Here is a 9,483-nt window from a genome sequence, read left to right as displayed (position 1 = left end):
CAATACCAATAAAATCGCCTAAATCGGTCAGTTTTCTAAAAACTTGATTGTACAAAGATTTGTCTTCGCCTGGGCAAAGTACATCACGGTTAAAATACAATTGAATTCTACCTTCGCTGTCTTGTAACTCAACGAAAGAAGCCTTTCCCATATCACGATCGCTCATAATTCTTCCAGCTAAAATCACCTTCTTTCCTTCTTCAAAGTTATCTTTAACTTGTTTTGAGGTGATGTTCACAGGAAATAAATCCGCTGGATATGGGTTAATGCCTAATTCACGCAAAGCGTTTAGTTTCTCTCTTCTGATGATTTCTTGTTCCGAAAGTTGCATATATATTGTATTTAAGCTAGCAAAGATAGGTATAATTTGAAAATGTGACAATTAGGGAATTTGAAAATGGAAAGTATTTTGATAATTAGCGTAATTAATTTTTCGATAAGACACCTGTGCTGTTTTCATACACTATCCATATACTATCCATACACCATCCATACACTATCCATACATTATCCATACACTATCCATACATTATCCATACACTATCCATACATTATCCATACACCATACATACGCTATTTATGCAGTACCTTTAATGTTAGATTAAAGTTTGTAACTTTGTGCACTTCAATTTGTAACATGAACAAAAAAATCCAACTTCAAGATATTGGCATTAGGGATTATAAAGAAACTTGGGATTATCAAGAGCAGCTTTTTAAGGAAATAGTTGATTTAAAACTAAAAAATAGAAACAATGCTGATATAATTACTCCTAATTATTTTCTTTTTGTGGAACATCCTCATGTTTATACTTTAGGAAAAAGTGGCGATATGACTAATCTTTTGCTTTCAGAAAAACAATTAGAGGGCAAAGGAGCAACTTTTTATAAAATCAATAGGGGAGGAGATATTACATATCATGGTCCTGGACAAATTGTAGGTTATCCAATAGTAGATTTAGAAAATTTCTTCACAGATATACACAAGTATTTGCGTTTTTTGGAAGAGGTAATTATTCTGACTTTAGCAGAGTACAATATTATAGGAGCGAGAAGTGAAGGTGAAACAGGAGTTTGGTTGGATGTAGGTACGCCATTTGCAAGAAAAATTTGTGCAATGGGAGTAAGAGCTTCGCGCTGGGTAACCATGCACGGTTTTGCCTTAAATATAAATGCTGATTTGGGTTATTTTGACAATATTATTCCATGTGGCATAAAAGGTAAAGCCGTTACTTCTCTTCATGTTGAATTAGGGAAAACTATTGATGAAAATGAATTGAAAGAAAAAATCATAAAACATTTTCAAGTTCTTTTTGAAGCAAATTTTGAACGTTTTGAAATCTAAAATTGTTAATCTGCAATCATAAATCTAATTTTAATTGCTCAGGCAATAATCGAAACGACATTCGATGGTATTTGGTTGTGCCATATTTTCTAATGGCTTCTCTGTGTTCGATTGTTGGGTAGCCTTTGTTTTTTTTCCAATTGTACATTGGGAACTCTTCGTGAATTTTATTCATGTATTCGTCTCTGTAGGTTTTTGCTAAAACAGAAGCTGCGGCAATGCTCATAAATTTACTATCGCCCTTTATAATAGTAGAAAATGGAATATCATTGATTGGTTTAAAGCGATTCCCATCCACTATGATATAATTAGGAGTAGGTAAGAGCTTTAGGATGCTTTCCTGCATTGCTTTGATAGATGCATTTAAAATATTAATTTCATCAATAATCTTTGGTTCTACATGTGTCACTGAAAACGAAATGGCATTTTCTTCTATAATGGGTTTCAGTTTTTCTCTTGTTTTTTCAGATAGTTGTTTTGAGTCATTGAGTAAACTTAGCTCAAAATGCTCAGGTAATATTACTGCTGCTGCTGTTACAGGACCTGCAAGGCAACCACGGCCCGCTTCATCCGTACCACATTCTATTTTAAAATCAGAGAATTTTAATCTTAGCATACTCTATAATGTATAAAAATCAATCCGAGGGAGAAATTAGCTTTCAATAAACCTTTGTGTGAATTTTTTTTTATGGCTAATTTATACTAAATTGTTATATTGAGTTTATTTAAACGTATCCTTTTAAATTTATTCAACAAGTTCGGACTTTTATTTTTTTTCTAATTGCGTTTAACGTAAACTTAATGTATTATATTTTCAAACAATTAATTAATTATAAACAATGGGTTTAGATTAAAAAATTCAATAGCTTTTTTTAATTTAAATAGCTCATTAACAAATAATTAATAAATATTAAAGGCACTAATCGATTGAGTATTAAAATAATTTGTTGTTAATATTTGGTTAATTAATAAATAATTAAGAGTTTTGTACACTAACTAATTCAAATAAATTAAATATGATATCTAAGTTCAAATGGATTTTTACGCTTTTACTAGCGTTTACAATGCAGTTTTCGTTTGCACAAGAGAAAACTGTAACAGGAGTAGTTTCAGACAAAAATGGTCCACTTCCTGGTGTAAATGTTGTTGTTAAAGGAACTACTAGAAGTGCACAAACAGATTTTGATGGTAAATACACTATCAAAGCAAAAACTGGAGAGGTTTTAGTTTTTTCGTTTACAGGGTATAACACTTCCTCGGTAACCATTGGTGCTGCTACTAACTATAAAGTTGTGCTATCAGATGGTATCCAATTAGGAGAAGTTGTTGTTGAAGGTTACAAAACTACTGTAAAAGCAAAGTCAAACAATGCTACTACTACTGTTACTAGCAAAACAATTACAGACAGGCCTAATGCGTCTTTTTTGCAAACGTTGCAAGGGCAAATTGCAGGTTTGAATATTGCTACAGGTAGTGGTCAGCCAGGTGCTAATACTTCTGTTTTGTTAAGAGGTTTAGGTTCTATTAATGGTAATTCAGAGCCGCTTTATGTGGTTGATGGTGTAATGATGAATGTGGATAATTTTAGAAGTTTGAATCCTAATGATATCGAAACTGTTTCTGTATTGAAAGATGCAGGTGCGACTGCTATTTATGGAAATAGAGGTTCTAATGGGGTTATAGTAATTAAAACAAGAAGAGCTGATTTTAAATCAAAATTAAAAATAACTTATTCTAGCACTACTGGTTTTACTGAAATTCAACAAAACAAGTACAATTTAATGAGTACTAAACAATTGTTGCAAACTGAAAAAGCTTACGATGTTATTGCTCAAACTGGTACTTTTGGTTCTAATCTAACAGATGACGAAATTAATTCTCAAACGTATATTGATAACGCAACGGGTGAAACTAGATCATTATCTGATACTAAATGGCAAAATGAATTTTTTAGAATAGGTACCTCACAAAGTCACTCTTTAGGTATTCAGACTGGAAGCGAAGGACTTTCTTCATTTACATCCGTTGGTTATTTTAAACAAGATGGTATTCTTGAGAATACAGGCTTAAATAGATTTAACTTCAGAAGTAATTTGGATGGTCAATCGGCTAATAAAAAATTCAAGTTTTCTACTTCAACAACCATTAACTTTTCAAAAAATAATACTGCTACTTCAATTGGTACAGGAGGGGTAAATCAAAACTTTGTATTGGGCGCCAATAATAGCTTGCCTTACCTTTCTGCTGGTGACTACATCAACTCGCAACAAGTATATAATGAGTATGCTTCAACAGGATCGATTTTAAATGGCAATTTGCAAGGCACTCTTGGTTTAACACCATTGTTTTTGATTGATAAAATTAAAACTTTTGTCAACAGAAGTGAAGAGTTCAAAATGATTTTGGCTGCGGATTTGAGTTATCAAATTGCTGACAACTTAACTTTAGATTTGTATGCGGGAACTGATTATACTCAAGGAACTACTTTAACTGTTCAAGCTCCTGGTTCCTTCACCTCTTTGGTTTTCCAAAATGACACAGAAGAAACAGGTTATCAATCACAAGGTTATACAAGAGATTTTCAGTTTAACTCTAATACGAGTTTGAATTACTCTAAAACTTTTGCTGAAAAACACAGTTTATCAGCGTCTGTCTTTGTGGAATATAGTAAAGGACATTACAATTCATTTAATTATACTCAAAACGGATTGGATCCAGTATTCTTTTCTCCAGGAGATGGATCAGGATTTATTCCTTTCCAAACTGATGGTAATAATTATTATTTGCCAGAAGTTGGGTCATTACAATTAGAATCTGGTTTGTTCTCTTATTTTGGTTCTGCTGATTATGATTATAACTCAAAATATGGAGTGGGTGCTACAGTTCGTAGAGATGCTTCTTATCGTTTTATTGGTAGTAACAAATGGGGAACTTTTTGGTCTTTATCTGGAAGATGGAATATTGATAAAGAAAAATTCATGGAAGGGGGTATCTTTGATGCTCTAAAATTAAGAGGTTCCATTGGTACTACTGGTAACCAATTGATTAGTGGTCAAAATAACTTTAACGGAGGTTCTCTTGCTTATACATTAGCAGCAGAAGGAGAAGCTTATGGTACTCTATATGGCTATGCTTTTGGAAATCTTGGAAATCCAGATTTAAAATGGGAAACTACCAGACAAATTGATTTAGGAGCTGAGTTTGAAATGTTTAAAAGAAGATTAAGTGGTACTCTTGATGTGTATGAAAAGAAAACAGTAGATTTGATACAAACGTTACCGTTATCAGGTCCAACAGGTACTTCTGGAATTACGGTTAACAAAGGTTCCTTGAGAAATCGTGGTATTGAGTTAAGCTTGAAATATGCCTTAATCAAGAATTTGGATGCGGGTGCTTTTAATTTGACTCTAACAGGAAATGGTTCTTACAACAAAAACGAAATCGTTGAATTGTCAAATGATTCTGGTAAAATTGATAATGGTTTAACTATACTTCAAAATGGACATGTTATGAACGAGTTTTACTTAGTACGTTATGCAGGAGTAAATCCAGCTAATGGTAACTTGTTGTTCTTAGATAAAGATGGTGTACCTACTGAAAATCCAAATCCAATTGATGACAGAGTATTTACAGGTAAATCAAGTATTCCTGTATACCAAGGAGGTTTTGGATTTGATGCTACTTACCATGGTTTTTACTTAACAAGTCAATTTACATTTGCTGCCGAAGTGTATCGTTTTGATTATGATTTATCAGGACTACAAGATCCAACAAATCTAGGAAGATTTAATGTTTCAACAGATTTATTGAGAGCATGGACACCAGATAACAGAATTACTGATATTCCTAGTTTGAATGCAACTAACTTATCATTAGATAGTAGTTCAGATAGAAACTTAAAAGATGCTTCTTATATTAGACTTAGAAATTTAAGTTTTGGGTATAATGTACCTAAAGAATTTTTGAGTAAATCGTTTATTACTTCTCTAAAAATATTTACCCAGGCAGAGAATTATGTTACCTGGTCAAAATGGAGAGGTTGGGATGCAGAAAGTAGTTTTAGAGGTGCGGATCAATACCAATATCCTACCCCTAAGATTCTTTCTTTTGGAGTTGAATTACAATTTTAAAAAATAACAACATGAAAAAACTTAAATTTATTTTATTATTTAGTACATTGTGTACTATATTGTCTTGTAACGACGCTACTGATATTGTTCAACCAGGAAATTTAGATCCGTCTTTGACTTTCAAAAACATGGATGGTTTGCGTAAAAACTTGATAGGTTTATATGGTTCAATACCTTATGAAAATGGAATTGCCTTTACTTCAATATTTACTGATGAAGTTGCCATTGGTGTCGCCAATGGAGGCCAAGGATTAAACGATGGTAGTTATGGTTATATTTTGAATTCCAATTCAGACGATGCTGCTTCAATATGGTATTCTAACTACAGATGTATCAATTCTTGTAATAGATTATTAGAAGGTGCACTTACTGTTGCAGATGCCGAAGATAATATAGATGAGTATAATGGAATTTTGGCACAAGCTAGAGCAATAAGAGCTTTTTGTTATTTTCAGTTAGAAGCCTATTTTTCTACAGACATGACTAATCCGGATGCTTTAGGTGTAATTTTATTTACTAATGTACCTGATTATACGGATAAAGGATTACCAAGAAGCAAGAATAGTGATGTATATGCATTGATGAATGAAGACTTAGATTTTGCTGAGGCTAATTTAGGATCTACACCGCCATTTGATTCTGCTATTCCTACTTTTGTAACTGGAAAATTTATTACTGCTTTACGTGCAAGGTTTGCCCTTTACAGAGGGGATTATGTAAATGCAGAAACTTACGCAGAAGACTTAATAGCAAGCGGTACATTAACAACATCTGCTAATTATGCAAAAATTTGGGATGCTAATGAAGTATCTTATACTGGTGAGGTAATTTTTAAAATTGAAAAATCAATTAATGACTCTAGAATAGGACAAACATGGGCTAGTGTTAACACTAAAAGAACAGGTTCTCCTTTTTTTGAAATGAGTAGGTCTTTATTTAATAAGTTTCCACTTCCAAACAGTGCTTCAGCGTCCTATGACGTTAGAAAAAAAGCATTTGTTAATTTAAGTGGTACTGATTTTTCTTTAATTAGTCCTGATTATGTTAATAGTGAAGATTATGTTAACGAAGATATTATATGTATTAACAAATATCCAAGTTCTGAGGGATATAATTTATTGAATGATATTAAAGTATTCAGATTGTCTGAAATGTATTTTATTAAAGCAGAATGTCAAATTAATGCAGGTAACTTAACGGGTGCTGCTGCTACAATTAAGGCTTTAAGACAAGCTCGTAGATCAACTGGAACTGCTCCTACGCCTAATTATGCTAATAATGCCACCCTAGCTTGGGCTGATGTTTTATTAGAAAGAAGAGTTGAACTTTGTTATGAAGGTCACCGCTATTTAGACATGAAGCGTTTAGGTGTTAAAGCTGATAAAAGTTTTGAAAGGGATAAAAGAGATTGTGAGATTAACAGTTCTTGTTTCTTCTCTAATACTGACCATAGATTGACTATGCCAATTCCTTCGGGGGAGATTCAGGCTAATCCAGCAATTGCAACGCAACAAAATCCTGGTTATTAAAAAATAAATTATAATTATGAAAAAAATATTTAATTTGCTACTATGTGCTTTTTTAGTAAGCCTTTTTACAAGTTGTGAAGAAGACAAGGTTACTTTTGACGGTAATGCTAATACAACAGTTGCCAACTTTCAGTCTCAAGGTTCTACACTTAAATTAGACCCATTTGATTTGACTACTTATTCAACATTACTTCAGGTAAATGTTACTAGTGTTTCTGATATTGATAGAACATTTGTAGTTACTACTACTTTTCCATCAACTTCACTTGATTTGTCGGGATATTTTACGGTTGATACCGCTACTTTGAAAATTCCAGCAGGAAGTTATAATGGTTATATTATGGTAACTGGAAATTATGATAACATACCTAATGGATCAGCAAAGTTGGTTAGATTTACTCTAAGTTCTATTGAGGGAGGAGTTATTTCTCCCTATCGTGCTTATCATGACTTAGCGATATCGAAATTTTAGTAAATTACTTAAAATTTAATTGAAGTTATACTAACAAAAACCTTTTTATTAAAAAAAGGTTTTTTTAATTTTTATAAAATATGAAAACAGTATTATTTGTTATTTTGTGTTCGGTAACTGTTTTTTCTCAAACTGCTAAAGAACGAGAAAAGATACAATCCTTTAGTGATCCTAAAATGGTAGACCTAGTTCGTCAAGAGTTGTCAATGTTCAAGTCAGAGCAAGATTTATTAATTCATTTGTATAAAAGCAAGTACGGTTTTGTTAATAGCGAAAGAAAGTCATTACAGAGATTTATTAACGGGGAACCAATTTTTTATACAATAGACAATGCAGGTTCTGCTATTACTATTGGAGGAAGTACAATGTATCCTTCAGGTTCATTAGGTTTAAATGTAACTGGTTCTGGTATGACTGCGGGGGTTTGGGATGGTGGAAAAGTTAGATTTTCTCATCAAGAGTTGGTAGGTAAGATTACTTTGGGAGATTCTCAAACCTCCTTAAGTGATCATTCTACTCATGTTACTGGAACTATGGTGGCAGCGGGTGTGAGTGCTTCAAGAAGAGGCTTGGCTTATAATGCAAGTGCTAAAACTTACGGTTGGGAAGATGATACTATCGAAATGGAAACATTTGCTTCGGATGGTTATTTAGTTTCTAATCATTCTTATGGTTACGTTGCCTCTAATTTAACTAATGCCTTATTTGGAAAATATGATTCGACTTCGAGACAAATGGATTTAATTGCTGTGGCTCATCCTTATTATCAAATTGTAGCTGCTGCTGGAAATGATAGAACGGATAGTGCTGTAGCTCAGTTGGATTTGAAAAACGGTTATGATATGTTAACTGGTATGTCTAATTCTAAAAATGGTATATCAGTTGCAGCCGTTGAAGAGGTTCCAGAATATTTTGATGCTAGTAGTGTAACTATGAGTTCCTTTAGTAACTTTGGTCCACCAGATGATGGTAGAGTAAAACCAGATATTTCTGCAAAAGGTGTAAACGTATCCTCTTGTATTGCTACAAATAATACTGCATATGCAAGTTTTCAAGGAACATCAATGGCAGCACCGGGATTAGCTGGTCTAATAGTATTGTTACAAAAACATTATAATAATTTGAATACAGGTTCTTTTATGAGAGCCTCAACGGTTAGAGGTTTATTGTGTCATACAGCAAAAGAAGCAGGTTTTGAAGCTGGTCCTGATTATGAATTTGGTTGGGGGCTTGCCAATGGAGAGGAATCTGCACAACTTATTATTCAAAAAGGAACTACAGCTATCCTAGAAGAAAACACTCTAGTGAGTGGTCAAGTATTCGTTAAAAGTATTACTTTAAATAATCCTCAAAAATTAAAAGTTAGTATTTGTTGGACTGATCCATCGGCTCCAGTAAACATTAATACTGCCGAGGATAACAGAAATCCAGTGCTTATCAATAATCTTGATTTAAAAGTGTTTAAAGATGGTGCTCCTTATTATCCTTGGAAATTAAATCCGAGTGATCCCACCGCTATAGCCACTAATGTATCAGACAACAATGTTGACAATATAGAAAAAGTTGAAATTGAAAATGCACCTGCGGGTGTTTACACCATCCAGGTTAGTCATAAAGGATCTTCTTTAAGTGGAGGATCTCAAGTTTTTTCTTTGATTGCCAACGGAACAACAGGATTAAATTTGAATACTCGAGATTATGATTACGACAATAGCATTTTTATTTATCCGAACCCAGCATCTAATGTTCTTAACTTTAGTACAAAGAACAATATAGAAATTTCATCAGTAATTATTAATGATATTTCAGGTAAAGAAGTTTATAATAGAAAAAACACTTTAAGCCAAAATCAAATAGATATTTCTAATTTATCAGGAGGTGTTTATTTTGTTACATTCAATTCTGACGGAAAATCTGTTACAAAGAAATTTTTAAAAGAATAAATCTTTTGGAAGTAATTAAAACCACCTTTATGGTGGTTTTTTTATGACTTTATTACAAATAGTTTTG

The 9,483-nt window shown here is 32.7% G+C and carries 7 protein-coding genes; 5 read left to right on the top strand and 2 right to left on the bottom strand.

Annotated elements, in window-relative coordinates:
• Positions 1–331, bottom strand: a 331-nt coding sequence (locus ACOYLT_RS08575; protein WP_422853445.1) for an OB-fold nucleic acid binding domain-containing protein, incomplete at its 3' end; no start/stop codon positions are given.
• A 285-nt stretch (positions 332–616) separates the two neighbouring features.
• On the opposite strand from ACOYLT_RS08575, the gene lipB reads away from it, so the two are divergent.
• Positions 617–1,342, top strand: coding sequence for a lipoyl(octanoyl) transferase LipB (lipB, locus tag ACOYLT_RS08570; RefSeq protein WP_422853444.1), 726 nt, complete (start codon positions 617–619; stop codon positions 1,340–1,342).
• A gap of 16 nt (positions 1,343–1,358) precedes the next feature.
• Here lipB and ACOYLT_RS08565 read toward each other — a convergent pair whose 3' ends face one another.
• The gene (locus ACOYLT_RS08565) at positions 1,359–1,958 is read right to left on the bottom strand and encodes a ribonuclease HII (protein WP_422853443.1); all 600 of its coding nucleotides are present in this window, start codon (positions 1,956–1,958) and stop codon (positions 1,359–1,361) included.
• Between the two features lie 400 nt (positions 1,959–2,358).
• Here ACOYLT_RS08565 and ACOYLT_RS08560 point away from each other — a divergent pair, with 400 nt between their 5' ends.
• The 4 genes from ACOYLT_RS08560 to ACOYLT_RS08545 all read left to right on the top strand — a co-directional run bounded on the left by ACOYLT_RS08560 (position 2,359) and on the right by ACOYLT_RS08545 (position 9,416).
• Positions 2,359–5,472, top strand: coding sequence for a SusC/RagA family TonB-linked outer membrane protein (locus tag ACOYLT_RS08560; protein ID WP_422853442.1), 3,114 nt, complete (start codon positions 2,359–2,361; stop codon positions 5,470–5,472).
• Between the two features lie 11 nt (positions 5,473–5,483).
• A complete protein-coding gene (locus ACOYLT_RS08555) occupies positions 5,484–7,001 on the top strand; it encodes a RagB/SusD family nutrient uptake outer membrane protein (RefSeq protein WP_422853441.1) in 1,518 nt (505 codons plus the stop codon).
• Between the two features lie 16 nt (positions 7,002–7,017).
• The gene (locus tag ACOYLT_RS08550) at positions 7,018–7,473 is read left to right on the top strand and encodes a hypothetical protein (RefSeq protein WP_422853440.1); all 456 of its coding nucleotides are present in this window, start codon (positions 7,018–7,020) and stop codon (positions 7,471–7,473) included.
• A gap of 80 nt (positions 7,474–7,553) precedes the next feature.
• On the top strand, positions 7,554–9,416 hold the full coding sequence (locus tag ACOYLT_RS08545) for a S8 family serine peptidase (protein ID WP_422853439.1): 1,863 nt from the start codon (positions 7,554–7,556) through the stop codon (positions 9,414–9,416).
• Positions 9,417–9,483: the final 67 nt, after the last annotated feature.

This window comes from Flavobacterium sp. (assembly GCF_049318185.1).
Classification (GTDB): Bacteria; Bacteroidota; Bacteroidia; order Flavobacteriales; family Flavobacteriaceae; genus Flavobacterium.
This window is presented reverse-complemented; position numbering and strand designations above follow the sequence as displayed.

What these genes read in the sequence shown, in the direction of transcription:
- ACOYLT_RS08550 (WP_422853440.1), top strand. Translation starts at nt 7,018, where the DNA reads ATGAAAAAAATATTTAATTTGCTACTATGTGCTTTTTTAGTAAGCCTT.
- ACOYLT_RS08545 (WP_422853439.1), top strand. Translation starts at nt 7,554, where the DNA reads ATGAAAACAGTATTATTTGTTATTTTGTGTTCGGTAACTGTTTTTTCT.
- ACOYLT_RS08560 (WP_422853442.1), top strand. Translation starts at nt 2,359, where the DNA reads ATGATATCTAAGTTCAAATGGATTTTTACGCTTTTACTAGCGTTTACA.
- ACOYLT_RS08565 (WP_422853443.1), bottom strand. Translation starts at nt 1,958, where the DNA reads ATGCTAAGATTAAAATTCTCTGATTTTAAAATAGAATGTGGTACGGAT.
- ACOYLT_RS08555 (WP_422853441.1), top strand. Translation starts at nt 5,484, where the DNA reads ATGAAAAAACTTAAATTTATTTTATTATTTAGTACATTGTGTACTATA.